At 58.6% G+C, this 25,001-nt stretch carries 22 protein-coding genes, 1 tRNA gene and 1 pseudogene; 13 read left to right on the top strand and 11 right to left on the bottom strand.

Going from position 1 to position 25,001, the window contains the following annotated elements; translation table 11 throughout:
- Positions 1-65: 65 nt before the first annotated feature.
- Positions 66-1,352: an Hsp70 family protein gene (locus V6765_RS14475; RefSeq protein WP_448429950.1), complete on the bottom strand. Its 1,287-nt coding sequence runs from the start codon at positions 1,350-1,352 to the stop codon at positions 66-68.
- Positions 1,353-1,506: 154 nt separating this feature from the next.
- Here V6765_RS14475 and V6765_RS14470 point away from each other — a divergent pair, with 154 nt between their 5' ends.
- The 5 genes from V6765_RS14470 to V6765_RS14450 all read left to right on the top strand — a co-directional run bounded on the left by V6765_RS14470 (position 1,507) and on the right by V6765_RS14450 (position 4,371).
- A complete protein-coding gene (locus V6765_RS14470; protein WP_448429948.1) occupies positions 1,507-1,854 on the top strand; it encodes an MliC family protein in 348 nt (115 codons plus the stop codon).
- A 6-nt stretch (positions 1,855-1,860) separates the two neighbouring features.
- Positions 1,861-2,382 (top strand): AAA family ATPase, encoded by a 522-nt coding sequence (locus V6765_RS14465; protein WP_448429946.1) that lies wholly within the window; start codon positions 1,861-1,863, stop codon positions 2,380-2,382.
- 118 nt (positions 2,383-2,500) lie between these two features.
- Entirely contained in the window at positions 2,501-3,406 is a 906-nt protein-coding gene (locus V6765_RS14460) for a DMT family transporter (protein ID WP_448429944.1), read from the top strand.
- Between the two features lie 50 nt (positions 3,407-3,456).
- On the top strand, positions 3,457-4,068 hold the full coding sequence (gene folE, locus V6765_RS14455) for a GTP cyclohydrolase I FolE (protein ID WP_448429942.1): 612 nt from the start codon (positions 3,457-3,459) through the stop codon (positions 4,066-4,068).
- A gap of 227 nt (positions 4,069-4,295) precedes the next feature.
- Positions 4,296-4,371, top strand: a tRNA-Thr gene (locus V6765_RS14450).
- An 18-nt stretch (positions 4,372-4,389) separates the two neighbouring features.
- Here the strand turns inward: V6765_RS14450 and V6765_RS14445 are convergent.
- The 3 genes from V6765_RS14445 to V6765_RS14435 all read right to left on the bottom strand — a co-directional run bounded on the left by V6765_RS14445 (position 4,390) and on the right by V6765_RS14435 (position 5,637).
- A complete protein-coding gene (locus V6765_RS14445; RefSeq protein WP_448429940.1) occupies positions 4,390-4,980 on the bottom strand; it encodes a hypothetical protein in 591 nt (196 codons plus the stop codon).
- Between the two features lie 29 nt (positions 4,981-5,009).
- Positions 5,010-5,258 carry a DUF2188 domain-containing protein gene (locus tag V6765_RS14440; protein WP_448429938.1) on the bottom strand — a complete coding sequence of 83 codons (249 nt, stop codon included), beginning with the start codon at positions 5,256-5,258 and terminating at the stop codon, positions 5,010-5,012.
- Between the two features lie 94 nt (positions 5,259-5,352).
- Positions 5,353-5,637 (bottom strand): hypothetical protein, encoded by a 285-nt coding sequence (locus V6765_RS14435; RefSeq protein WP_448429936.1) that lies wholly within the window; start codon positions 5,635-5,637, stop codon positions 5,353-5,355.
- Between the two features lie 123 nt (positions 5,638-5,760).
- On the opposite strand from V6765_RS14435, the gene V6765_RS14430 reads away from it, so the two are divergent.
- Positions 5,761-5,979 carry a helix-turn-helix domain-containing protein gene (locus V6765_RS14430; RefSeq protein WP_448429934.1) on the top strand — a complete coding sequence of 73 codons (219 nt, stop codon included), beginning with the start codon at positions 5,761-5,763 and terminating at the stop codon, positions 5,977-5,979.
- Between the two features lie 344 nt (positions 5,980-6,323).
- Here V6765_RS14430 and V6765_RS14425 read toward each other — a convergent pair whose 3' ends face one another.
- The 5 genes and pseudogenes from V6765_RS14425 to V6765_RS14405 form a co-directional block, all read right to left on the bottom strand.
- Positions 6,324-8,624, bottom strand: a complete 2,301-nt coding sequence (locus tag V6765_RS14425) for a VapE domain-containing protein (protein WP_448429932.1) — start codon at positions 8,622-8,624, stop codon at positions 6,324-6,326.
- A complete protein-coding gene (locus V6765_RS14420) occupies positions 8,617-8,892 on the bottom strand; it encodes a helix-turn-helix transcriptional regulator (RefSeq protein WP_448429930.1) in 276 nt (91 codons plus the stop codon). Before V6765_RS14420 ends, V6765_RS14425 begins: the two co-directional genes overlap by 8 nt.
- Before the next feature lie 266 nt (positions 8,893-9,158).
- Positions 9,159-9,614, bottom strand: coding sequence for a hypothetical protein (locus V6765_RS14415; RefSeq protein ID WP_448429928.1), 456 nt, complete (start codon positions 9,612-9,614; stop codon positions 9,159-9,161).
- A gap of 40 nt (positions 9,615-9,654) precedes the next feature.
- Positions 9,655-10,539, bottom strand: a complete 885-nt coding sequence (locus V6765_RS14410; RefSeq protein WP_448430906.1) for a tyrosine-type recombinase/integrase — start codon at positions 10,537-10,539, stop codon at positions 9,655-9,657.
- A gap of 15 nt (positions 10,540-10,554) precedes the next feature.
- Positions 10,555-10,821: pseudogene (locus tag V6765_RS14405) on the bottom strand (integrase arm-type DNA-binding domain-containing protein); the annotation flags it as partial.
- A gap of 338 nt (positions 10,822-11,159) precedes the next feature.
- Here V6765_RS14405 and V6765_RS14400 point away from each other — a divergent pair.
- From V6765_RS14400 to V6765_RS14380, 5 genes are read left to right on the top strand one after another with little or no spacing between them, the layout of a single operon-like run.
- Positions 11,160-13,403, top strand: coding sequence for a type I restriction-modification system subunit M (locus tag V6765_RS14400; protein ID WP_448429927.1), 2,244 nt, complete (start codon positions 11,160-11,162; stop codon positions 13,401-13,403).
- Positions 13,400-14,698, top strand: a complete 1,299-nt coding sequence (locus tag V6765_RS14395) for a restriction endonuclease subunit S (protein WP_448429925.1) — start codon at positions 13,400-13,402, stop codon at positions 14,696-14,698. Before V6765_RS14400 ends, V6765_RS14395 begins: the two co-directional genes overlap by 4 nt.
- Positions 14,695-15,282 (top strand): hypothetical protein, encoded by a 588-nt coding sequence (locus V6765_RS14390; protein WP_448429923.1) that lies wholly within the window; start codon positions 14,695-14,697, stop codon positions 15,280-15,282. Before V6765_RS14395 ends, V6765_RS14390 begins: the two co-directional genes overlap by 4 nt.
- A gap of 2 nt (positions 15,283-15,284) precedes the next feature.
- The gene (locus V6765_RS14385) at positions 15,285-16,088 is read left to right on the top strand and encodes a TIR domain-containing protein (RefSeq protein ID WP_448429921.1); all 804 of its coding nucleotides are present in this window, start codon (positions 15,285-15,287) and stop codon (positions 16,086-16,088) included.
- Positions 16,089-16,090: 2 nt separating this feature from the next.
- Positions 16,091-19,162 (top strand): type I restriction endonuclease subunit R, encoded by a 3,072-nt coding sequence (locus tag V6765_RS14380; protein ID WP_448429920.1) that lies wholly within the window; start codon positions 16,091-16,093, stop codon positions 19,160-19,162.
- Between the two features lie 341 nt (positions 19,163-19,503).
- On the opposite strand, the gene V6765_RS14375 is transcribed toward V6765_RS14380, so the two are convergent.
- Positions 19,504-21,414, bottom strand: coding sequence for a DUF262 domain-containing protein (locus V6765_RS14375; protein ID WP_448429919.1), 1,911 nt, complete (start codon positions 21,412-21,414; stop codon positions 19,504-19,506).
- A 693-nt stretch (positions 21,415-22,107) separates the two neighbouring features.
- Complete coding sequence (locus V6765_RS14370) at positions 22,108-22,890, bottom strand: helix-turn-helix domain-containing protein (protein WP_448429917.1); 783 nt, start codon at positions 22,888-22,890, stop codon at positions 22,108-22,110.
- Positions 22,891-23,001: 111 nt separating this feature from the next.
- On the opposite strand from V6765_RS14370, the gene V6765_RS14365 reads away from it, so the two are divergent.
- Both V6765_RS14365 and V6765_RS14360 read left to right on the top strand, forming a co-directional pair.
- Positions 23,002-23,946 (top strand): DUF6282 family protein, encoded by a 945-nt coding sequence (locus tag V6765_RS14365; RefSeq protein ID WP_448429915.1) that lies wholly within the window; start codon positions 23,002-23,004, stop codon positions 23,944-23,946.
- Positions 23,947-23,983: 37 nt separating this feature from the next.
- On the top strand, positions 23,984-24,961 hold the full coding sequence (locus V6765_RS14360; RefSeq protein WP_448429913.1) for a fumarylacetoacetate hydrolase family protein: 978 nt from the start codon (positions 23,984-23,986) through the stop codon (positions 24,959-24,961).
- The last annotated feature ends 40 nt before the right edge of the window (positions 24,962-25,001 follow it).

Raw genomic sequence — 25,001 nt, 5'->3', positions numbered from 1 at the left:
GGGCGAGGCGGCTTTGACAGACCTTTCTAGCTTGCTCTCAACCCCTTGAGCTCCGAAGATCAGCGTCACACGTCCACCGCAAACGCGTCGTCCTTGCCGATCAGCGCCAGCCCATGGGCGATCGACAGCAGTTCGCCGCCGGTCTCGATATCCGCAAACCGGTTCTCGAAAATCCGGCGCACCGCCGGCACGAAGGAGGTGCCGCCGGTGAGGAACACCTTGTCGATGTCTTTCGGCGACAACCCTGCGCCGTCGATGGCCTCGTCGAGCGCAGATTCCATCTGGGCGAGCTCGCCGGCAATCCAGCCCTCGAAATCCGCGCGACGAATGCTGCGGCGGCTGTTGCGACCGAGGGGCGCGAAGAAGAATTCGGCCTCATCCGTTTCCGACAGCGCCCGCTTTGTGGCCGAGACCGCCTCGTAAAGCGGATAGCCCTCGTCATTCTCGATCAGCTCGATGAAAAGCTCCAGCGCGTCCGGATCGGTGGCGTCGCGCACCAGGCTTTTCAGGTCCGTGAAGTCGCGGGTGGTCTTGAAGATCGAGAGCTGGCTCCAGCGGCCGAAATTGGCGTAGTAGTTCGACGGCACGTCGAGCGTCTTGCCGAAGCTCTTGTAATGCGTGCCCTTGCCGATCATCGGGCTCACCACATTGTCGATGATCCGGTAGTCGAACATGTCGCCGGCGACCCCGACGCCGGAATGCGACAGCGGTTCGGCGGAGAGCTTCCCGGCGGCCTTCGAAAACTGGATGATCGAATAGTCGGTGGTGCCGCCGCCGAAATCGGCGACCAGCACATTGGCGTCGCTTTTGAGCCGCTCGGCGAAATACCAGGCGGCGGCCACCGGCTCCAGCACGAAGCGGATTTCCGGAAAGCCGAAACGCGACAGCGCGTCGTTGTAGCGTTCGAGCGCCAGCTCTTCATCCGCGCTGATGCCGGCAAAGCGCACCGGCCGGCCCGCAACCACGCGCGACACGTCGGAAGGCCATCCGTCGCCTGCATAGGTCATCAGCTTCTCCAGAAACACCGCCATCAGGTCGGAGAATGTATGCCGCCGGCCCAGCACCGCCGTCTCCTTGAACAGCGGGCTTGCCGCATAGGTCTTGATCGATTGCAGGAACCGGCACTCGCCGGGATGGTCGATCAGCGTACGGATTGCCGCAGCACCCGCCTCCGTTGCCAGCGGCGCGCCGAAACCTGCCTGACGATCCTTCATGAAGGACAGGCAGGTGCGCATCGTATCGGTGATCCCGGCGCGGCTTTCGAAGGCGAGCGAGCGGGTTTCGCCGGCGCTTGCGCCGGGGATCGCGATCACGGTGTTGGTCGTGCCGAAGTCGAGGCCGAGCGCGGTCATGGGGCTTATCCTGTCATGGTGGGCAAGGGCCGGCGGTTATACGTCGGCGGCCGGCGATTGCAAGGTCCACACCGAAATTTCTGCGATAAACCTATGCGTGTCGGCGGTGGCCATGAAGCCGTGTATGATGCCGTCAGCATAACAGGAGGACCCCATGAAGACTGCTGCCCTCATCGCCATCTCGTTTTCTTTCGCCGCCCTTCCCGCCCTGGCGGAGGACGCGGTTTCGATCACGCTGCCGAGCGGAGCCGCCGAGATTTCCGCCAGCTATGACTGCGGCGATTTCACGCTCGACGCCCGCTATATCAACAGCGACCAGATCATGCTTGCGGAACTCCAGTGGCCCGACAATCACGTCATCGCGGCCAATGTCATCTCGGGTTCGGGCGCGCGCTATGCCGCCGGTCCCTATGTCTGGTGGAGCACGGGCGATGACGCCACGCTCTATGACGTCACCAAGGGCGAGAACGATCCGGGCATCGCCTGCACGGGAAAATCCTGAGACGCAATGGACAATTTCTTCGTCCTTTCCGGCTGTTCGGGCGGCGGCAAGTCGACGCTGCTTGCCGCGCTCGCCCGTCGCGGCTACGCGACGGTGGAAGAGCCCGGCCGAAGGATCGTTGCCGAGGAACTGGCGGGCGAGGGCGCGGCGCTGCCATGGGTGAACCTTGCAGCCTTCGCCCGCCGCGCCATAGATGTCGCGATCGCCGATTTCGAACAAATGCGCGACCATCGCGGCCCGGTGTTCTTCGACCGCGGCCTGGTGGACGCGGCGGCGGCGCTTGCCCATGCCGGCGGCTTTCTCGAACCCGACCTGCTTTCAGCCTATCGCTACAATGCGACGGCGTTTCTCACCCCGCCCTGGCCGGAGATTTTCGAGACCGACGACGAGCGCCGGCACGATCTGGAACAGGGCCGCGAAGAATATCAGCGCCTTCTGCATTTCTACCCCGAACACGGCTATCATCCGGTCATTCTGCCGAAGACGACGGTGGAAGCCCGGGTGGATTTCATCCTCGGCCATCTTTGAGCCTCTCTTTAAGTCTGCGGGCGAACCGCCCGGCCGGTTGCGTGGCTTGACCCTCCGCGAGGGCGGCGCTATCGGCTGGTGACATTGCCCGGCATGCGGGTACAGGCGGGAGGGGTTCATGGCAGCAGCAAGCCGGATGTCCGGCATCGGCCTTGCGGTGGCGGCGGTGGCCCTGCTTTCGGGCGTGGATGCGCTTGCCAAGAGCCTCGGCGCGGAGCTCTCGAGCTTTCAGGTCGTGTTCCTGCGCTACGCCGTCTCGGCGCTGTTTCTTGCGCTGTTCGTTCTTGTCTTCGTGCGCCGCTGGCCGCGCCGGGGCTTCATGAAGGCTCATATGCTGCGCGGTTTTCTGGCGGCGGTGACGGCAAGCCTGTTCTTCTATGGCCTCGCCGGCATGCCGCTGTTGATGGCGCTGGCGCTGGCGATGACCGCGCCGATCTATATGGCGATGCTCGGCGCGCTGGTGTTCGGCGAGCGGCCGGGCCGCTTCGTGCTGATCGCCCTTGTGCTGGCGGTGTCCGGCTCGGCGCTGATCGTCGCCGCCAAGGGCTCGGGCTTCGCCGGCCCGCCGGTGACACTGCCGGTGATCGCGGCGGGGCTCGCCGCACCCCTTGCCTATGCCTTCACCGCGATCGCGATGAAGAAGTCCTCCGCCGACGATCACCCCGTGACGCTGAGCCTTATGCAGACCGCCTTCGCCGCGCTGTTCTGCCTGCCGATGGCCGTGGTGCTGTGGCAGACGCCGGCGGCCGGGCTCACCTGGCAGATCGGGCTGATCGGGCTTTGCGGCGCGCTTGGCTTCATCTGCCTGATTTCGGCGCTCGCCCGCATTCCCGCCTCGCTCTACGCCGTCATCGATTACTCGGCGCTGGTCTGGGCCGGCTTCTACGGCTTCGCGTTCTTCGGTGAGATCCCGGCCTGGCCGACGCTGATCGGCGGCGCGCTGATCGTGATCGCCTGCGTGCTGACGGCGCGCGACCAGCGACGGCCCGACGCGCTACGGGCAAAATCGGGGCTTGAACCCTGATGGTCGCAAGGCCTACATAGCCCGCGACAGAACCGACCGACAGGTGACCCGTGAACACGATTCCGACCGATATCGACGCCCTTGAGGCCGAGCGTCTCCAGCGCGAGGCCATCATGAAGGCGGTGCATGATATTCTGGTGGCGCTCGGCGAGGACCCGACCCGCGAGGGCCTGAGCGACACGCCGCTTCGGGTCGCCAAGATGTACCAGGAAGTCTTCTCCGGGCGCGATGAAGACCCGCGCGCCCATCTTCAGACCGTGTTCCAGGAAGACGGCCATGATGACATCGTGATCGTGAGGGACATCCTGTTCCACACCATGTGCGAGCATCACCTTCTGCCGTTTTTCGGCAAGGCCCATATCGCCTATCTGCCGGAGGGCGGGCGGCTGACAGGGCTTTCGAAACTCGCCCGCGTGGTCGACACCGTCTCGCGCCGCCCGCAGCTGCAGGAGCGCCTGACCGGCGACATCGCCGACGCCATCAATGATGCGCTGGCGTCCAAGGGCGTGATGGTGATGGTGGAGGCCGAGCACATGTGCATGGCAATGCGCGGCATCAAGGCCCACGGCTCCAAGACCGTCACTCTCGTCACCCGCGGCCTGTTCGACACCGACCGCGACCGCCGCGCCGAAACGCTCTCGCTGCTGAAGGGCATTGGCTGACCGCCATTTTTTTAAATGCCCCGCGCGCAAGACGCTTGAAAAACCGCCCGAGAGCCTGTAACAGCGCACTGCAACGCGAAACCGCGTTCGGGCCGCTTTAGCTCAGTTGGTAGAGCACATCATTCGTAATTACCGGGTCCGCCCGAGAATGACGTTCGAAGCCAGCGGGTTGGCGGATGACAGAATAAAATAGTAGGGCCATAGTAGGCCGGCCCTGCGCTTGGTAAGCCGCCTTAGCTCAGTTGGTAGAGCATCGCATTCGTAATGCGGGGGTCACGTGTTCGAGTCACGTAGGCGGCACCAGCTCTCCGAAGAAGAAGATCAGAGTATTCTGGAGAGCTCAGTTTCGATGGTCGCTATCTCATTCTCCAAAAGCCGCTCTGAAATATTTGTAGGCGTTCTGTGAACCTTACCCGCAAAGGCATCGAGAATCCCAAATTTCTCATTACCTGACCCTCGGTAACCACGACTTAACAATATTAGTCCTGCGCCTGCCTGATCGCGATTAATGCGCACATCCTTACTCGGATATATAGCAACAACATGCTGCGCATTTTTAGCTTGGTAAGAAAGTTCGGGCTCGATATGAACCGAGAAGGTCTTATGCGGAGAACGCCAGACGGCGCGCTTCGGTATGCTTGCCTGACCCGGATGACCGGCAACCCAAACCGCTACCCTTTCAAACACTTCCTTATTTCTATCGACAGACTTTGTCGTGGCTGAATTTTCTATATCCCTGAGCACGTTCTCCCGCGTTCGACCTGCTGAGCAATGCTTAACAATGCCATCTCGGGACGGTCTGTAGAAGTCAAACCCGCCCGGCTTTGCATAACGTTCGAGATCCCTAATTTTGTCACCCATATTCAAGGTAAGTAGTTTAAGGAAGGTTGCGAAATGCATTACTACCGGCATGTGAGAAACTCGCTATTTTAGCGTGAAGTTTAATGCTCTCGATCGCGTGGTGGGTTCGGATCGTTGCCGGGTGCGATTGTATCCTTGCTGCGGATCTCGCCGTTGGTTCCCTTTGTCGTGAGCTCGCCACCGCCCTGATTGTGCAGCATTTCTCGAGCTGTTTTGATCGCTTCCTTTTGTGTCTGATGCACACTAGAGGCTCGATTTGTGTCATTGCGCTTATTTACCCACGTCCCATCGGGACGCTTATACACCATCCTGTCTCTGTCTTTGCTCATCGAAATTATCTCCGCAATTAAACAAATAAAAATGTAGCTTGATTCGGGAAATATTGGGAGTCTATTTAATAGTAAATACTAATTTACATAAATATTAGCTGTGTGAGCGCGCCCTGATAGCCTTCCTCACGCGCCGCCAATATGTCTGCGCTGCGCCGTCGCTTCGATACCACGCGTCGTGCTGCCGCAATAAAGCTTCCTCTGAGGGATCGGCGAAGTGTTCAATAAGTTCGTCGGCGACACGCGCGATCTCCTCGGAGGGTATCAGTCGCGGTTTGATCGAGTCCGTCCAGATGCCCCACGCGATCAGTCCAGCGAATGTGATCAACTGCATACTGCAGAAGATCAGAATTAGCCCGGCAAGAAGCTTGATTGCCATATCCCACATCGCAGACCTCGACCTGTTGCGATGTAGCCTATAGTCAACATTCCTTCTGCGAAAGCCGAAAATGAGATTCATCGTCCGTGGGCTTATCGTCTTCATTCGTGACTTATTCCCCCCATGGAAGACGTGCGCGCGATACTCGCCCGAAACATAAAGGCCGCCCGCAAACGGCTGAATATCTCGCAGGAAGAACTTGCCGCGCGGGCCGAGATCGACCGCACCTATGTCTCGGGCATCGAACGCCAGGTCAGGAACCCGACGATCACCGTTGTTGCGCGGTTTGCAGAGGCCCTGGAGACCACCACGGCCAACCTGCTTGATGGCAATAGTCGGTAGCTGTCCCCGAAATACACCCTTCCCGCGACGCTCACGCGCCGCAAAGCCACGGTCGCCACCCATAACCCCGCTCAGCGGCCCGTCGGAGGCCGTCAGACGCGCCCGGCGCGTTTGTGCTGGGGTATTGCCCGCTGCGCTTGGGCGGCCTCGGAGGGCCGTGTGCGGGCGGCGGTGCAGTCCGGTCAATCTGCCCAAAGCTGGCGGCAGCGGGTGTAACCTGTAACCGTAACCTTGGCCCCAAAAAGACAAACGGGAGGAGGGGGAGTATGGCGCTCCCCCTTGCCGCCGCGCGGCACCGCGCACGGCACCGTTACGCGGGTTACGGTTACGCCATTGGCGTATACTCAAAACGGCGGTTCCGCGTCGGGTGAGCCTGCCCTGGCCCGCTCCAGCGTGGGCATGCCGCCATCGCCGCGCCGGGCGATCCACTCCGCCTTGCGCTCATCGTCGGTGCCGCGCGCGAACCCCTTGCGCGGCGAGATGCCGCCCTGGCCCGGATCGTGCAGGCGGAAGGTGTTATAATCCCAACCGATCCGGTCCATGATCATCCGCAGGCGTTGCGCCTCCGGTGCCCGCATCCTGCCGCCCTCGAAGCCGAGGAGGAGCTTGACGCTTTCCAGCGAGACGCGGCCTGTGCGCTCGCCGAACCAGTCTTCGAGCACCGGTTCGAAGGTGTCCTCGACAAGCCGCACGGTTTGCACGTCCGCTGCCGCCTGCCAGAGGTGGCGCGGAAGCCCGATCTCCTCGCCGGCCCGTTCCCGCACCACCGCCTCGGCCCAGAGCTGGTGCACGTCTTCCTTCAGCCTCGCCAGGTCGATTTCGCCCACCTTCACGGGCCAGAAACGGCGATTGCCGGTCAGGTCGCGAAGATAGGCGTCTTCATTGGTGGTGCCGATAATGATGCAGTGCCGCCGATAGCCGCGCGCATCGTGACCGTAGGCCTTGCGGTAATTGTCGGTATCCGTGCTGAGGAATTTCTTCAGGCTCTGGCTCGTGGTGTGGTTCATGCCGTCGAGCTCCTGGCACTCGACAATCCAGGCGCGGGCGAGCAGCTCGGCCTTGGTCTTGTCGTCGCTCTTCAGATCGAGATTGCCGCAGAACCACTCCTTGCGGACGGCAAGCCGCTCCGCGAGGCCGGACTTGCCGGCCCCTTGCGGACCTTCGAGCACCAGCATCGTGTCGAACTTGACGCCGGGCTGCTTGATCCGCCGCACACCGGCGATCAGCAGCTTGGAGCCGAAGGCGCGGTTGAGCTCGCTATCCTCGGCACCGCAATAGTCCCTCAGCCATGTATCGATGCGCGGCGTCCCATCCCAGGCGAGGCCGTCGAGATAGTCGATGACCGGATGATAGGCCTGGTCGTGGGCAACCGCGATCAGCTCCCGTTTGACGGCGCTTGGGCTCGCCTTGAAATGCAGGTCCCGCAGGAACTTGCTGCTCAGGATTTCGATGATCTCGTTGAGGTCGCGGTCGTCGAGACCCTGGCCGGTGATCTCGTCGGCATTGATGAAGAGGTTTCGGCGCGCATCGACGCCGAGCCGCATCAACGCATAGCGGACATTGTCGGGATGGTCCTTCAGCGGGTTGCCTTCGAGGCTCGCCTTCGGCCAGTCGCCGCGCCTGGCCTCGATATAGGCCAATCCCCGCGCCACCTGTCTTTGGGCATACCGCAGCGGATTCGGGTTTTCGAGCACATGCGCGCTGATCTTCAAGCCAGGATCGGTGATGATCGAGACCACGTGACCCGGATCGACATCGTTTCCCAACAGCCAGATGATGCAGGCCAGCACCAGCTCGGACCGCGAATCGTAACTCTTGCCGGGCGGGTCAGTGCCATCGACCAGCGCCGCAGCCCATTCCGGGCTCGGCGGGATGATCTCCGAGAGATCGACCGGCAAGGGAAGGGGCTGGATGTCGGTCGCTTCCGGCGTGGCGAGCGCCCTCGAAGGGGCGGCGAGCGCCTTGGCCGTGTCGATTTTCAGCTTGAAATCCGTCGCCATGTATTCGACGGGCGGATTGTCGAGACCGACCGGCTCCCCCACGAAGGCGAGCGCCGGTTCGCGCCCGGCCTCGCGCTTCTTCTGGTTCAGCCAGTTGACCGTGAACGGCACCCGCATCAATTGCGCGGGGCTCTGGGTATTACCCTTGCCCTGATAGGCCCTCAGGATTGCAAGGTTCAGCGCCTTCGCCGCCTCGCAATCCATCGGCTCCTTCAAGCGCCAGAAGGCCTGATAGCCGCCGCCGGAAAAGCATATCGCGGTCGGTGCCGGCAGGCCCTTCGGCATTCGCTTCGGATCGGTCAGCAGGGCGAGAATGGTTTCAAGCTGCTCCGCTCGCGAGCCGGGATAGTCCTTGCCGTCGAGATCGACATGGAGAAACCGTGCGGCGGAAAGATTGCGCTTGCCCCGGCCGCCGGACAGAAACTCGCCATTCGGCAGGAAATAGATGTTCCGCTGCAGATCGCCGGCATTGTTGATGCCGACGAATTTTTCTGCGGATTCCCGCTCTTGAAGCCCATAGGTCTTCTGTACCGGGCTTTCAGGGCCGACGCTGTTCATGCGTTCGAGATGCAGCGGCGCGCCCTGTGTCAGCCAGGAGAGGAAGGCGATGGCGCGCTTCGGGTCGGCTTGGAGATGGTCAGACATGATCGCCACCCTCCGTGTTGCATTCGCTGGCGGCGAGCCAGTCGAGGACATCGGGAAGGCGATAGCGGATCGCACCGACCTTGCTATGAGCATTCAGGCGGAGATACTTGGGTCCCCCGCCATATATTCTTCTCTTGTGAAAGAACGACGCGCTGAGCCCGGTGAGCGTGGCGACTTCTTTCGTGGTGAGAAGCTTTTCGGGATAGGCAAAGGTGCGCAACGGAGTGGCGCTGCTCGCGCGTGAAAGGGATGCTGCATTGTGAGACATTGTGTTAGTCCGTGAATGGCCGCGCCGTGCCACGGGCGGGCGCAAAGAGGAACGATAGGTTCCGGCCTCCGCTCGCTCTTGGTCTTCATCATTCACAGGACATGGCAGGGAATAATCCCCCGAAGGGTGTAGTCCAGAGTGTCCAAGCCCAAGGTCACCCGCCTACGGATTTTCATCCGCTGGAAGCTGTCTACTCATCCGTGTTAAACATCGCACAATGTCAGGTCTTGTTCAACCGTGAGTGCAGCACGTCAAACCTTTCGCGTCTAGCGGTTTGATTGCAAGCGATTTTGTTTCACCGAGAAGCTGTGATCATCCCATTCCGCAAGCTCGCACAGAATGCGCGAGACTGCCTCATCTCGCAGGGCCTCGGCCGCAGGATCGCTTTCAACGGCCTGTCGCTTATATTCGCGACAAAGCAGGTCTTTCGCCTCGCGGACCTCGAGCGGGCAATCGAGCCCAAGGATTTCACGGGCCGCACTTTCCGCGAGCGAGGCCACCGAACGGGCGGGCGCGCTGTTCGAAGTGGGAACCAGGGCGGACATTTCGGCATTGCAAATATCCCGCCGCCGTTCGCGGACCATATAGGCAAGCGCTTCATTGATTACGCGACCTTGCGCAGACTGCGCACCCAAGAGCGCTTTCATCGCCAGACCCAGGCGGCGTTCGACGCAATGGTCCGTCTCTGCGTCCACCGGATGCGCTGCGATGATTGTCCGCAAGACCCGCTCCAGCACCGTTTCGGTTCCCGATATCATCGCGTCAGTCCGCAGCATCGACCAGCTCCAATATCCGTTGCGCGACCTGTTCCACCGGCCCGCGCAAGCGCTCGGCATTGACGACGATGTAACCGCCCGTCACGTCGCCCGTGGCGCGATGGTTCAGCAGTCGCTTGAGCGCGTAATAGGGAACGTCCAGGCTCTCCGCGATGGTGATGAAGGTGCGGCGAAGGTCGTGAAGCGTGAAGTTGACCCCGGCACCGGCGCTGACGCGCTGAAGAAACTTCTTCGTCTCGATAAGGTGTCCGCCCTTGCCTGGCCCCGGAAACACGAAGGGCGAGCCATTCGACCGTTTGCGGCGCTCAGAGAGAAGATCGAACAGGAAGGTGGAAAGCGGCAGGGTCAGCGGGTCGCCGTTCTTCGTCTTGGGCAGATGCAGCGTCTTCGCGACAAGATCCACATTCTCCCAGCGCAGCGCCATCAGCTCACCCCGACGCATTCCGGTAAAAAGCGCCGTCAGCAGGAAGTCGCGGGAATGCTCCGGCTCCGCATGGACCGCCTTCCACCAGTTCGGCAAATCCTGCGCCGAAACGAGCGTCTGTCGACGCTGCTCGCGATGCCATGCCCGCGCTTGCGTCAATATCTGTGCCGGGTTGGGCGGCAACTCGTCATGCGTTGCGGCGGCGAAATTATAGACCGACCGGAAATGCCGGAACACATTGTTCGCGGTCGTCTTGCCCACTTCCGTCGAAAGCTCCTGATGGCGCTTCAGCACCATCTGTCGGGTGATTTCGTTAATCGGCTTCCTGCGCCAGGATTTCAGATAGAGCCGGGCCGAGCGGGTGTAGTTGTCGACCGTATGTCTGGAAAGGTGGGGACGCGCGGCAAAGAAACTGTCGAACGCATCGGCCAGCGTGACCCGCGCCACGACTTCTCGCTTCTTCTCGGCGTTGGGATCCTGCCCCTCGGCCATTTCGCCCAGGAGCGCCAGCGCCTTCTTGCGGGCCACTTCGGGCGCGAAGATATCCGCCCGCCCGATGGTGACGCGCCGCGTCTTCCGGTTCACCTGCCCCTCGGCGTAATAGACCTTGGATTGGGTGCCAACGCGCAGACCGAAGCCGGTCAGCAGCGTATCGCGATAGAAAACCTGCCCACTCTCGGCATGAGGAATTTCGTCAATCGCACGGCGGGTCAAACGTAAACTTGGCATTGAGACCTCCTTCTGGCCTCAACTCAAGGTAACGTGAATTACTTGAAAATACAAGCAATATCAGATAGTTATGAAAAATATTCTATCGACGGGAAAGACGATGAAACGCCATCCAACGCCTGCGCACGCGCGAGCGGACGAACATGAGCAACACCTGTTTCAGTTTAGCCCGGCGAAACGATTGAGCCCCTCTAATCCCATACCATGCAAAAACGACTTCTTTCATCCCGCAACCAGCCGTTAGAACTTGACCAAATCAGATTGAATGATTCTATCTGCTAAACAAACCATTTAGTCCTGCCAGGCAGATCGCAAAAACACGAGAAGTATAGTCCTAAATGAATATTCAGGCCCATGACCAGTTAAAGTCTCATATCTGGGAAATTGCGAACCGTCTGCGCGGACCATATCGCCCGCCGCAATATCGCTTGGTCATGTTGCCTATTGTCGTTCTGCGCCGCCTCGACTGCGTTCTTGAGCCGAGCAAGGATACGGTTCTCAAACAATACGAAAAGCTTACTGCGCAGAACATGCCGGAAAGCGCGATGGAGCGCCTGCTCGGCCGCGCTGCCGATCCGTATCGCAAGCATCCCCTTTACAATACCAGCCCGTACACGTTCGAGCGGTTGCTAGGTGATCCTGAAAACATCGCGCCGAACCTCGTCGCCTATATCAACGGATTCTCGTCCACCGCCCGGACCATCTTCGAGAAGTTCAAATTCACCGACCAGATCGAAAAGCTTGACGCCAGCAACCGGCTTTTCACCATCGTCAAGGCGATGGCCGATGTGGACCTGCACCCGGATCGCATCGACAACTTGCAGATGGGCTACCTGTTCGAGCATCTGGTGATGCGCTTCAACGAACAGGCGAACGAAGAAGCCGGCGACCACTTCACCCCGCGCGAGGTCATCCGCCTTATGGCGAACCTCGTTTATACGGGCGAGCAGGACGTCTACACGCCGGGCATTTTCCGTACCATCTACGACCCGGCCTGCGGTACGGGCGGCATGTTGTCCGAATCGGAAAAGTTCATCCTCGGTCAGAACAGCCAAGCCAACCTTGCCTTGCACGGGCAGGAGTACAACGACGAGTCCTGGGCAATCTGCTGCTCTGATATGCTCATTAAGGACGAAGACACAAAGAACATCGTGCTTGGCGACACGCTGGGCGACGGCAAGACCCGTGACGGTTTCGAGGGAAGCAGCTTTCACTACATGCTTGCCAACCCGCCCTTCGGCGTGGAGTGGAAAGACCAGAAAGTGATCGTTGAGCGCGAGCACAAGGAGATGGGCTTTTCTGGTCGCTTCGGCGCTGGCCTGCCCGCAATCAATGACGGTTCGCTGTTGTTCTTGCAGCACATGATCGAGAAGATGCACCCCTACGAGCGGGGGGACGAGGATGCGACCGGCTCCAAGATTGCCATCGTCTTCAACGGTTCGCCTCTGTTTTCTGGCGACGCCGGGTCGGGTCCATCGAACATCCGCCGCTGGATCATCGAGAATGACTGGCTCGATGCCATCGTCGCGTTGCCGGATCAGCTTTTCTACAATACCGGCATTTCCACCTACGTCTGGCTCGTCACCAACCGCAAAGCGCCTGAGCGGCGCGGCAAGGTGCAACTGATCGATGGCACACACTTCTTTGAAAAGATGAAGAAGAGCCTCAACAACAAGCGCAATGAGATCAGCGATGACCAGATCAATGATCTGACGCGCCTCTATGGGAATTTCAAAGACGGCGAGAAGGCCGAGGTTGTCATCGACCAGAAGACAGGTAAGAAGGAAGCCCGCGTCGTCTCGCGTATCTTTGAGAACCGCGAATTCGGCTTCCTTAAGGTGACGGTTGAGCGTCCCCTGCGGATGAATTTCGAGGCGACGCCCGAGCGTATCGCCCGGCTGGACGACCAATCTGCTTTTGCCAATCTCGCTATCTCCAAGAAGCGTAAGGATGCGAACGTAGTCGAGGCCGAGGAAGCGGCTGGACGCGCCAAACAGGATGCTATTCGCGCCTTACTTTCAACTTTGGAGGCCAAACGTCGCTACATGGATCGCGAGGCGTTCGATGCCGACCTGACCCGCGCCGCTAAGCGCGCCGGTCTGAAACTCGCCGCTCCTATCAAGAAGGCGATCTTTGCTGCGCTGGGCGAGCGCGATACGGATGCCGCGATTTGCCGCGACAGCAAGGGTAGGCCGGAACCGGACAGCGAGTTGCGCGATACCGAGAATATTCCGCTCCCGGAAAGATTCGAGATGCCCAGGGCATTCCTTAGTGCTGTCAGCAAACCCGAGAATGCAGCGCACAAGGGCGCGAAACTGCCCATGTTTTTCGGGCCGGACAAGCCAAACAGCCATCTCGTTGAGGCAATGCGACCAGCAATCGACGCCTACATGCTGCGAGAGGTGCTACCGCACGTTCCCGACGCCTGGGTTGACTATGACAAGACTAGGATTGGTTACGAAATCCCGATCAACCGGCATTTCTACGTCTACAAACCACCGCGCCCGCTGGCCGAGATTGAAGCCGACATCGGCGCACTGGAAGGCGAAATTGCCGGGCTGCTTAAAGGTTTGGTGATATGATCGTCGGAAACGAAGTAGCGGAAAACTTGCATATTCCCGATGGCTGGCAAGAACGCCGCTTCAAAATGCTTGTCGAGCGCTTCTACAGTGGTGGCACTCCTGCGACAGGGAATGACCTATTTTGGGGCGGCGACATTCCGTGGGTTTCGCCCAAGGACATGAAATTTAGTCGAATTAGTCTCTCTGAAGACAACGTTACAGCGTTAGCGTTGGAGGAAACGAACCTATCGCTTCTGGAGCCTGGACATGTGCTCATGGTTGTCCGTTCAGGCATTCTTAGACACACAATACCGGTCGCGATCAACTCGGTGCCGGTAACAGTAAATCAGGACATAAAGGCGATGCGCCTTTGTCCTGTAGTGGATTCGGACTTTTTCCGTTACTACGTCGAAGGCTTGCAGTCAGATCTTTTGCATCTGTGGCGCAAACCTGGCACGACCGTCGAAAGCTTAGAGTACGACTACTACTCTGAGCACCTGATCCCGGTGCCCCCACTCGCAACTCAGAAGCGGATTACGCGGTTTCTGGATGAGAAGACGGCACGGATCGACGGACTGATCGAGAAAAAGCGCGCGCTTCTGGACCGGCTTGCTGAAAAGCGTCAGGCCCTTATCACCCGCGCCGTCACCAAGGGCCTCAACCCCGGCGCCCCCATGAAGCCCTCTGGCATCGATTGGCTCGGCGACATCCCGGCGCATTGGCAGATTAAGAGATTGTCTTTCGTTGCTAACGTTATCGATTGTAAACACAGAACGCCGGAATACGTTGACGACGGTATCCCGTTGGTGAGTACGACAGAGGTGAAGCCGTTTCGCATTGACTATGCGACCAAACGGATGGTCAGTGATGACGAATTTGCACTGATGTCCGATGGCGGTCGGAAGCCTCACCTTGGCGACATTATCTACAGCAGAAACGCGTCAGTCGGTTCGGCGGCGCTTGTAAAGACAGCAGTTCCACTTTGTCTAGGTCAGGATCTCTGCCTAATTCGGCCGAAAGAGATCAACCCTGCATTCTTGGAGTTTTTCCTAAATTCTAGGGCATGCTTGGAGCAATTAGATCGAGAATTAGTAGGCGCGACGTTCAAGCGAGTTAATGTAGATGCAATAAAGAAATACTTCACAATTCTACCTCCTGCTGCAGAACAGGATGAAATCGTGGCAGGGCTGAATGAACGCCTGGCTAAGGACGAGGCGTGTTCATCAGATGTCGAGAGGAGCCTTGACCTCCTGGTTGAATACCGCGCGGCGATAATTGCCGCCGCGGTCACTGGTCAAATGGCTGACCTTGCATGACTCTCGACGCGTCCAGCTACTTCGATCATATCAAGGCGTACATCAGCGACGAGTACATAGTTCATCGCGGTGCTGGGGGCGAGATCGTGCTCCGCGAGAAGTACTTCCGTGAGGGCGAGACCAAGAAGACAACCCGTGAGGTGAAGCTACCCTACAAAGGCAAAGCATTCGCCATCAAGCTCGACGGACGCAACAACGCGCTGTTCCATTTCCTTGATGACAACGGCAAGGAGTGGTCCAAGCGCTGCGACTTCGTTGTCTTCCAATGCTACAACCGGAAGGTGACGGCATACCTGTTCGAGTTCAAGACGAAGAGCCTCGATGCGGGCTCGATCATCGACCAACTAAAGTCGGGGCTTCATTGGTGCGCCTGCCTGCGAAAGGTGGTCGCCCAGTACACCGGCGATAGCAGGCCGGTGAAGGTCAAGAAATTTGTCCTGACCGAGAACAACAATCCAGGCGCTTATCTCGACGCGGACAATAAATATCTGGCTCGTGATCCGTCTGTTCGTCACTATCACTATGATGAAATTGAAACGCTCGGGCTTGATGATCTTGAGAATGAATCCGTAAATACGGTTTGAGCATGGTGCTGCTGATGAAGGTGGCGTCCGCTGCCCGAATCTTGGCCGTTATCACGGTTGAACGAAAGCTGGGGGATAGAATGGCAATTGAATTTCATGACGGGCCAGACGCCTTAAAAGAGTTGGTAGCTTCGCATTGCATAAAGGGCGAATGGTCTGATGATGGAAAAGGACGCGTCTCGTTCAGGTCGCAGCGCAGTGGAGTCCTGAATTACTGGCCGCATAAGGGAACAGTACAATGTCAGGGAAAGGCAGAACCCAAAGCCGAACTCGAAGCCATTTTTTCGTCCGCTGGCATGGCTGTGCCTGCCGCCACAACGCCCAAGGCCAAGGACGGGAAGACGAAGATTTTTGTCGTTCACGGGCATGATACACGAGCACTTGAACAACTTGAACTGGTCTTACGGCGGCTGGGTCTCGATCCCTATATTCTACAGAACAACGACGGAGAGACCAAAACGCTAATCGAGGCATTGGAGCAGCAGATTTATAAGGAGGCTGCTTTCGGCATTATTCTGATGACACCCGACGATTATGGCTACCCGAAGGCCAAAGCAGACGAGGACCGCCAACCGCGCGCGAGGCAGAACGTTATTCTTGAACTGGGAATGGTTCTGGCATCGCTTGGACGCGAACGAATGGTTCTACTCAAAAAGGGCGCGCTGGAAATGCCTACCGATGTAAGTGGCGTCATCTACCTGGAGTTCAATGAGCATGTGAAAGAGGTCGCTGTTAAGCTTGCAACTCGAATGAAAGGAGCGGGCATCCAGATTGACGACGCACTTATACATGCGGCGGCGGCCTGACGATGGCGGGCCATACTGAAAGCGACTTTGAGACAGCTATTGAAGCCGGGCTGATCGGCGCGGGCGGCTATGTCACGCGGTCGCCGACCGCCTATAACGAGACGCTGGCGCTGTTCCCAGCGGATGTCACCGGCTTCCTAAAAGACAGTCAGGCGGCGAAGTGGGCGCAGCTTGAAGCACTGCTGGGGGCCAAGACCGAGGCGACAGTGCTCGACTGCCTCGCCAAGGAACTCGAAATCAAGGGCACGCTCCACGTTCTGCGACATGGCTTCAAATGTTATGGCAAGACATTCCGGCTGGCCTATTTCCGGCCCAACTCCGGGATGAATCCCGACGCTGCCGCGTCCTATGCCGCCAACCGGCTGACCATCACGCGGCAGGTCGCCTTCACCTCGGTGATGAAAAACGCGGACGGAAAGAACCGGCGCTGCATCATCGACGTGACGATCAGTCTGAACGGCCTGCCCGTAGCGACGGCGGAATTGAAAAACCCGCTGACGGGCCAGCGTGCGGCGGATGCCGTGCGCCAATATTGCGATGCACGCGACGAACGTGATTTGCTGTTCACCTTCAAGAAACGTGCGCTGGTGCATTTCGCGGTGGACCCGGACGAGGTGTGGATGGCCACGCGCCTCAAGGGTAAGGAGACGGTTTTTCTCCCGTTCAACAGGGGCAACAATCATGGCGCGGGCAATCCGCCTGTCGAGGGAAACTGGAAAACCCATTACCTCTGGGACGAGGTGCTACGGTCCGACAGCCTGATCGACATCCTCCAACGCTTCATGCACCTGGAAGTAAAGGAGCGGCAGGTCAAGACCGACAAGGGCGTGCGTACCATCCACAAGGAAGCGATGATGTTTCCGCGCTACCATCAGCTCGACGCGGTACGCAAACTCGTCACCCATGCGCGCGAGAACGGCGCAGGGCGAAACTACCTTATCCAGCACTCGGCAGGATCGGGGAAATCCAACTCTATTGCTTGGCTGGCGCACCGGCTAGCAAGCCTGCACGACGCCAACGACGAGAAGGTGTTTCATTCGGTCGTGGTCGTTACCGACCGCCGCGTGCTCGACCAGCAATTGCAGAACACCATCTATCAATTCGAGCACAAGACCGGGGTGGTCGAGAAGATCGACGAAGACACCCAGCAACTTGTTCGTGCCCTGTCTCAGGGCACGCCGATTGTCATCACGACGATTCAGAAATTCCCGTTCATCTCGCAAGCGCTGTCTACCCTCGAAGGCAAGGGTACAGGTGTGAAGATCGACACGGCAGGCAAGCGCTTCGCCGTGATTGTGGACGAGGCCCATTCCTCGCAAAGTGGCGAGACCGCCACCGCGCTTAAGGGGATGCTGAACAAGGATGGCATTGAGGCCGCGATTGCGGCACAGATGTCCGACGAAGAGGACAGCGACCTTTCCGACGAGGCCAAGGCGGCGATGCTGCGAGATGCGCTGAAGCGCGCCCGTCAGCCAAACCTCTCGTTTTTCGCCTTCACCGCGACCCCGAAATTCAAAACCAAGGTGCTGTTTGACGAGCCGGGACCGTCAGGCACACCGCCGTTCCACGAGTACACCATGCGGCAAGCCATCGAAGAAGGCTTCATCATGGACGTGCTTCTAAACTACACGACCTACAAGCGCTTCTTCGGTCTGATCAAACAGGTGGAGAACGACCCCGAAGTGCCGCGCAAGAAGGCGGCAAAGGCGCTGACCCGTTATCTTGAACTGCATCCGGTCAATATCGAGCAAGTTGTATCGGTCATCGTGGAGCATTTCCGGCTCTATGTCATGCACGAGCTTGGCGGGCGGGCTAAGGCTATGGTCGTCACCGGCTCACGCCTCGCCGCCGTCAAATACAAGCTGGCCTTCGACCGCTATATCAGGAACAACGGCTATACAGGCATTCGGTCATTGGTGGCCTTTTCAGGTACGGTCGAGGACCCAGAAGACCCCGGCGCGTCCTACACCGAGGTTTCTATGAACGAGGGCTTAGCCGAAAGCGAGTTGCCCGAAACCTTTGAGCGCGACGATTACCGCGTGCTCCTGGTCGCCGAGAAATATCAAACCGGCTTTGATCAGCCCTTATTGCAGACCATGTACGTGGTTAAGCGCTTGGCAGGCGTTCAAGCCGTACAGACGCTCTCCCGGCTAAACCGAATGGCTCCCGGCAAGGCGCGCACCTTCGTGCTCGATTTCGCCAATGAGGAAGACGATATCTACAAGGCATTCAAGCCCTACTACGAGGTGACGCCGATTGGCGAGAATGCCGATCCTCACCGGCTTTCGGAATTGCAGCACAAGCTATTGGAATGGGCAATTTTCGCGCCCGACGACGTCAATGCTTTCGCTGAGGTGTGGTATCGCGGCAAGCGCGATCACTCTGCTACCGACCACCGCCTGATGAATGCGGTGCTCGACGCGGTCGTGCAGAGATTTGGCGAGAGGGAAGAACAGCAACAGGACGAGTTTCGCGGCCAACTGACCGCCTTCCGCAACCTCTATGCTTTCCTCTCGCAGATCATCCCCTATCAGGACAGCGATCTTGAAAAGCTGTACGCCTTCGTCCGCAATCTGATCGCCAAGCTACCGCCTCCCGGCGACGGCCAAGCTTTCGCTTTGGACGACGAAGTCGCACTCCGCTTCTTCCGCCTCCAACAGATGACCGAAGGATCAATCGACCTCGGCTATGGCGAAGCTGCGCCGCTCAAAGGACCGACGGATGTCGGAACGGGAGGATTCAGCGAGGAGGCGATTGCGCTTTCAACGCTGGTTTCCAAGCTGAACGAGCGCTTCGGCACCAATTTTACCGAAGCCGACCAGTTCTTTTTCGATCAGATACGTGCGAGCGCGGAAGAAGACGACCAAATCGTCGAAGCCGCCAAGGCGAACAACCTCGCCAACTTCTCTTCCTATCTGGAACGGATGCTGGACGAATTGTTCATCGACCGCATGGAAGGCAACGAGGAAATCTTCTCGCGCGTGATGACCGACAAGGAGTTTCGTTCGGCTGCGCACGAGCATCTTGCGCTCGAAATCTTCCGGCGTGTTCGGGAAGGCAAAGGGGCAGAATGATCGATAACAGTAATAGAAAAACACGCGGGGAATTTTGATTGGCCAAGCATGGACTGCACGCCTTCGTCAGCCGGGGGGCAAAATTGGGGGAGCTACTGTTCCCTCATAAGCACGATGACGGCTGCTATGTCGTATCGAAGTCCCGCTTCGAGAATGACTATGTTCGGTTAGCCAACGAGACGGAAATTTTACCGTGGCTTGAAAAGGGATACGGGCTGCGAATGTCAAACCCAGACAAAGGCATCGCTGCCGCCAGCTTGATTTCGCCAGAGTCGATTTTTAGACCCGTAATCCTTTAGCGCAGCCTCGCGAGTTGACCGCACCGGAAAGCATTCAAGCGCTTAGCTAGATGATGCGGGGAAAGGCCAGAGGCATTTGGCATGAACGAATAGTTCACGCCCCCTCTCGGTGATTTCGGGCTCCAGCCATTGCGCAATTTCGTGATCTTGGAACCGGGCGTTGAGACGAAGCTCGCTGTTCGACGCTATGGCTGGTCGCTTTTTTACAAATGGCCCGTTGCTGACGGACGAGTTGAGTGCTTGGGTCAACAAGGTCAGATTGCCGACGGTATGCATGGCGTTTTGCCTTCTTGCCTCGGGGGTTAACCCATCCGGTTCTGTCGGCTCGGCTGGGTAAGGGTAGTCCGCTATGCTGCCTTGCTGAGGCAGCAAATGTTCAACGCTCACGTTCTCGGGCGCATGCTTGTACTCATTTTTGTTGGTACGCATTGCGTTATCGATGGCCGTCAAAAGCATAACTGCTCGATCCGGCCGGGATTTCACATATGTGGGTTTCTCCAGCCAGCCTTTCTCAAATTCAGTGTCATTTGGCCAACGAACGGTCACGTCATCCGACCTCGTAAGCTCTTCGCGAACAGTGGAAGCCAATTTTTCGCTTGTGGATTTATCATCAGTACCGGGAGCTTCTGCTCCGGCAACTTCTCTGACCTTCGCAAGCAGCGAAACGAAGAACTTATTGTAGTTCTTGTTCGTGAGTTGACAGACAAAGCGCCGTATCAACCAGCTTTCCACGTCAGCAATGATCTGGTTGCGATCAGCGGGGCTTAGCTTTTCTGCCGGGAGTCCGAGCACATAGAGCAATAGCGGGTACACGGTGCTTGTATCGAGAGATCGCAACCTGCCCGCAAAAAGTGCCACCTGATCTGCGCCTGTGGGCGAGATCAGCCCTCGAAAAATAACCGCGTAGCGCTTTAGCTCGCCGAGAAAACCTTCGAGGCTTTGGCCCGACTGGTCACGCCAATCGCGGAACTCCTGGAAAATGTGCCCGATGGAAAGTTCACGTCCAGTCTGCATTACGAGGAAATGGAAAATGAAAAGGTCAATGCGTGGCCTCGTCAGTCGGCCCTGCCTTTCAGTTATATGCCAATACCGGTCTTCCCCGTTGACCGGGACAGGCGTTCGATCATTGTCAAAAGGTCGCCAATAGGTCTCATACAATTCGTCGGCATAGTTCGGATTGCCACTGTGCGCAGGATCAACTGACGCCTGATGAAATATCGTATTGCGGATCAAATCGGACGGCAGAAGTGGTCGGCCGCGCGCGTTCAGAGTTTCGAAGATGACTTGCGGATCGTCGTTGTCTTCGAGCTCTATGACGACAAGCTGCAACCCGGTTCGCAACGCTTGCAACAGCCCGAAAATACGTCTGTCTCTTTCGTCGCTATCGGAAGATGAAGCGTAGCTCTCGACTTGGCGTCGAAAAAACGAATAAGCGCCGATCAATCGTGGCAACTCGCTCTTTTGCGTCAAACCATGCTGTTTGAGCAATGCGTCCGTTCCGCCGGCCATCATAATGGAACGGAACAGTGACCGATCGGTATTTGTGGGCCAGACCTTAAAACTGCTTTCCGAGCCGGGCTTCTCATCCTCGTTAATTGTCAGGCGTTTGAGCTTGTTCGCGTGGGCGGATTCTGTCGCAGCAGCAAAGTCGCGCAATGCCGCCACGAAAATCTGCAAAGTCGTTAGCCGCTGTTGTCCATCAATGACTTCTGAACGAGCGACAGCGCTACCAACGATCTTTTGGACGTTGAGGACAACCGCCCCAAGGAAGTGTGATCGACGGGGAACGCCGTTATCGGCTGCGAGGCACGCGTCCGCCTGCCGCTCTATATCATCCCAGAGGGGCTGCCACTGTTCATCCTCGTTCCACACATACGCGCGCTGGTAAAGCGGAACGGTATATCTGCGCTCTTTCTGAAAAAGGTCGTGGATGGAAAGTTTATCCGGTCTCATATCGCCCCCCAGCGCTAAATCAGCTCAGAAATTATTCATGCATCTATCGCAAATGACTTGCCCGCAATCCACAAAAAATGCCGCCTCGACACCCGACCTTCGTGGACGAAGGAACGTGCGCCATCCCGTCAGATGCTGCAAGGCGTGCAACAGCTTCTTCTAGGAAATTCACACGCAGCAACTTGTAAGAGATACTTACGAGTTCAAGCATGCGACTATGGTCACGTGATCCTTTCGTAATCGGACCTGGCGACCCTACCCAAACCACGATCAAGATCAAGATCAAGAGCCCAAAGACACCAGGACATCCCGGCGCCCATGGACTCCCACCCCCGGCCCAAACGGTCAGTGCCGTTGATGGGGGGAGGTCCGGCCGGTGCCGCGCCAATTAGTAGGGTACGCGGTGAGTTGTAGGCTTCTAGTAGTGGCGCGGGATCAAAGAGGTGGCAACAAGGTGATACCCCATGCTATCGCTCAACTCCTGAAAGTGGATTCTGGCCAAAGGCTTGTGCAATGGCGTCCAACCAAATAGTAGGATGTCTAACTCACTGAAATAATTGCGAAAAACAATTCGTAATGATGGGGTCACGTGTTCGAGTCACGTAAGCGGCACCAGATTTTATCTTTTCATTTATCGAGCCAAGCCCGGTTTTTTGGGTCGTGTTCCGGCGAGTCGCAGTTCTCTCGCAATTTTCACACCAGCGCACTGCTCTTCAACCGCGTCAGATCGCGTGTGATCTCCTTCGACGCTGATTTCAGCACCGGGGCGTAGCGGTCGCAGGCTTCGCGGTGGGAGGAGAAGGCGGAGCGGAAATAGGTGAGGCCGAGGCTGGCGACCACGCGGCCGGAATCGTTGAAGACCGGCACGGCGAGCGTATCGGAATTGCGCGGCTCGACATGGGTGGCGCGGGTGGCATACCCCCTGGCCTTTGTCATCGCGACCAGCCGGTTCATCTTTTCCGGGTTGCGGGCAAGCTCGTTTTCGGGGTCTTCCGAGGTCTGCAGCATGCGCAATATCAGCCCCAGCTCCTCCTCCTCGGCAAAGGCGAGATAGGCAAGGCCGAGCCCGCGGGTGATCAGCGGCAGGCGCATGTTGACGGTTTTGTGGAACGGCGAAACGGAACTGTCCGGCACGGTTGAAAACCGCACCACCACGGCATCGCGATCCAGAAGCGCGATCGAGACCGGCCATTGATGCTTGCGGGTGACGGCCACCGCCCAGGGGCGGCCAGCCTCCACCACCATCGGCTCCTTGTGATAGCCCGACGAGAGAGAGGCCACCAGTGCGGAAAGCTGATAGCCGCCCACGCGCGGATCGTTCTCCACATAGCCCGCCTGTTCCAGCGTCTTCAGAATACGCACCAGCGTCGGCTTCGGCAGTTTGGTGCGCTCGTGCAGGCTGGCGATGGATGTGTAGGGTTGCAGGTTCATTTCCTGCAGCACGCGCAGGCCGCGCTCAATCGAACGTATGCTCACCTTCTCCTCCCGGTCAGCGACGTTTCGTCTGTCGAAACGATATGGGTTTGCGCGTTGTCGGCGCAAATTGTCAAGCCCTATACCTTTTTCCAGCAAGACAAGGAGACTGGCATGGCAGACGTTGGGGCGGAGAACAGGGAGAAGGCGCGCGCGCTGATGGCGACGATCGATGACGGCGTCGTTGACGGGCTGATGAAGGGGGCGGTGGATTTGCACGTCCATTCCGGCCCCTCCACCATGGCGCGCCAGCTCGATCATTTCCAGGCCGTGGAACAGGCGGCAGCCGCCGGCATGCGCGGCATCATGTTCAAGGATCACCACTATTCCGTCGCCCCCTTCCTGCCGATCATGGAGCGCGTGCTCGGCCACCTGAACGTGGCGATGTATGGCGGGCTGGTGCTCAACAACACCACCGGCGGGCTGAACCCCTATGTGGTGGACGCCCAGCTCAACCAGGGCGCCAAGCTGGTGTGGATGCCAACGGCGCAGTCTGCGAACCACATCCGCTCCTCCCACCGCAAGTCCCGGCTTGCCTCCAATGTCCAGCTCAAGAAATCGCCCGGGATCACGGTGCTCGATGCCTATGGCGACATTCTCGATGTGGTGAAGGAGATCCTCGATTCGATCGCCGCGTTCGACGCGATCCTGTCATCGGGGCACCTGCATATCTACGAGATCTGGAAGCTGTTCGAGGAGGCGAAGAAGCGCGGCGTCAAGCGGCTTCTCGTTAACCACCCGATGTACGGCCTGCACTTCACCTATCAGGATATCACGGAGTTGGCCCAGTTCGGCGCGCTGATCGAGCAGTCGGCCTGCCTCTATATCGATTCGCGCTTCAATGTGTTTTCCCCCGACGAGCTGAAGGAACACATCCTTGCGGCCGGCGTGGAACACTCCTCGATCGGCTCCGATCTCGGACAGGTGGATAATCCCTCGCCGGTGGAAGGCATGCGCCAGGCAATCAAGCTGTTGCTCGCCCTCGGCTTTTCCGAGGACGAAGTGCGCCTGATGGTGCGCGACAATTCCGCAAAGCTGGTCGGCCTCGACCTCGGCTGAGCCGTCAAAAAAACAATCCGCCTCAGGAGGTTACCCCGTGAAACTAGGCATGATCAATCATCAGGGCCGACCGGCATTGGTCGCTCAAAAGGACGGCGCGCCGGTGCTGCTCTCCGCGCTCTATGAAAGCGCCGGTCTCGGCGAAGCGCCGCGTTCGATGCTCGACCTGATCGAGGACGGCAAGCTCGCCGAGGTGCGCGCGGCGCTCGACAAGGGCACGGCCGAGCCGCTTGAAGAAGCCGCCCTCGACTGGTTGCCGCCGCAGCCGCGCCCCTCCAAGGTGCTCGGCGTCGCCTTCAACAATATGGGCATTCGCAAATCCGCCCATCGCGATCCGGGCGTGCCGAATTTCTTCCTGAAGGCCCCGTCCTGCCTCACCGGCCACAACAAGCCGATCATCATGGAAGAGCATTTCGGCGAGACCATTCCGGAGCTCGAGCTCGCCGCCGTCATCGGCAAGCGCTGCAAAAAGATCACGGTGGAGGAGGCGAAGGACGCGATCTTCGGCTTCTCGATCATAAACGACGTCACCTCGCACGGCCTCAAATTCGGCATGGATTCGATCGCCACCACCCGCGAGAAGGACCTGATCCGCCCGCATCATCTGGAATGGCGCAACCGCCGTGACGAAAACGACAACGACGTCTATTTTGTCTACCACACCCGCTCCAAGGCGACCGACACGTTCGGCCCGATGGGCCCGTGGATCACCACCGCCGACGAGGTCAAAAACCCCGATGCGCTGGAGGTGAAGGGCTGGTTCGACGGCGAGCCCTTCGCGGTGGATTCGACGGCAAGCTACCGCTTCAAGGTCGCGGAAGTGATCGCCGAGGCGAGCCGCTATTTCACGCTCCTGCCCGGCGACATCATCTGCTTCGGCACCTCGGCCAAGGGCGTTGGCAACTTCCCCAATGGCCACCGTTCGGTCAATATGCACAAGCTTTCCGGTGTGATCGACATCGAGATCGAGGGGCTCGGCCATCTGTCGAACCCCGTCGTGCACGACTGGACGTAAGCTGAAACGACGCATGGCGCGGCGCCTGCCGCTCCATGCC

This window comes from Martelella sp. FOR1707, assembly GCF_053484265.1.
This window is presented reverse-complemented; position numbering and strand designations above follow the sequence as displayed.